Annotated in this window: 2 protein-coding genes; both read left to right on the top strand. The window is 32.7% G+C overall.

Translation table 11 applies throughout. From position 1 onward, the window contains the following. Window positions 1-40: 40 nt before the first annotated feature. Window positions 41-463, top strand: coding sequence for a transposase (locus ACYSNM_RS13785; protein WP_461757445.1), 423 nt, complete (start codon window positions 41-43; stop codon window positions 461-463). A 14-nt stretch (window positions 464-477) separates the two neighbouring features. Next, on the top strand, window positions 478-1,308 hold the full coding sequence (locus ACYSNM_RS13780; RefSeq protein ID WP_461757444.1) for an IS3 family transposase: 831 nt from the start codon (window positions 478-480) through the stop codon (window positions 1,306-1,308). Window positions 1,309-1,375 lie beyond the last annotated feature (67 nt).

Raw genomic sequence — 1,375 nt, 5'->3', positions numbered from 1 at the left:
TGTCACGTCCTAGTATAACGATACAACAAAAGTAATCGTTATGGCAAACCCTTATGTAAAGCGTACTCAAAAAGATTATACGCTAAGTTTCAAATTTCAAGTTGTTCAGGAAATTGAGCAAGGACAACTAAGCATTTCACAAGCAACACTTAAATATGGTATCCAAGGTAATCAAACAATTAAAAATTGGTTGAAAAAATTTGGTAACTTTGATTGGAACAATCAAATACGTAAACCTATGGAAATGACACCGGAACAAAAGTTAATTGCTCAAGAGGTGAAAATTCGCCAATTGGAGAAACAAATTAAACAGCTAGAAGATGAGAAGTTCTTCGCACAACAAAAGGCTATTTTCTTTGATATGATGATTGATATTGCTGAGAAAGATTTAAAAATCGACATTCGAAAAAATCAAGAAACCGCACAATCCTTGAGTATACAAGACAAGAAAAGCAAACCATAATATTGGCTTGTAGTTTGTGTGGGATCAATAGACAGGTCTATTACAGAGAAAATACTAGAAAACTTCAATCACAACACATAGCAACTAGTGTAGTTGAACTTGTTAAGGAAGTAAGAAGAGTAATGCCACGTATTGGGACAAGAAAACTCTACTACAAACTAGAAAGCAAGCTCAAGGAGTTTGGTGTAGGAAGAGATAAATTATTCTCAATACTTAGGGCTAATAAACTGTTAATCTCAAAGAAAAAGAGATTTCATATCACTACAGATTCGGATCATCCTTTTTATAAATTCCCTAATATCGTGAAGGATATAGAAATCAGCGGACCTAATCAAGTTTGGGTTTCCGACATTACCTATATTGGCTCTAGAGAAAAACCTTGTTATTTAAGCCTTATTACGGATGTTTACTCTAAAAAAATTGTGGGATATAATGTCTCTAATAGCTTGTCTTTGGAAGGTGCTAGTAGTGCATTAAAGCTTGCTATCAAGCAGAATAAGGGTAAAATTGATGGACTAATTCATCATTCCGATAGGGGGTTACAGTATTGTTCTAGGTATTATCAGAAGTTATTAAAGAAGAAAGTTATTAGATGTAGCATGACCAATAATGGAGACCCTTATGAAAACGCTATTGCAGAAAGAATCAATGGTATACTAAAACAAGAATTTGCAATTGACACCTATAACCAGGAGTTACCTATTATGAAAAAGATAATAAATCAAGTAGTCGATATATACAATAACTATAGACCACATGACTCAAATTACCTTTTAACTCCGAATCAGATGTTCGCAACTAGAAATCAAAAGTTTAAGACCTATAAAAAAATGGTAGTAAACTAAGATGTCTACTACCATTTTTTAGTATTTTTATAATATTAATCCTGTATCGTTATTTCAGGACTTGACA

It is taken from the genome of Myroides sp. LJL116 (genome assembly GCF_054871685.1).
This window is presented reverse-complemented; position numbering and strand designations above follow the sequence as displayed.

Excerpts from the sequence above, each read along its gene's own strand:
- ACYSNM_RS13785 (WP_461757445.1), top strand. The coding sequence starts at position 41 with ATGGCAAACCCTTATGTAAAGCGTACTCAAAAAGATTATACGCTAAGT.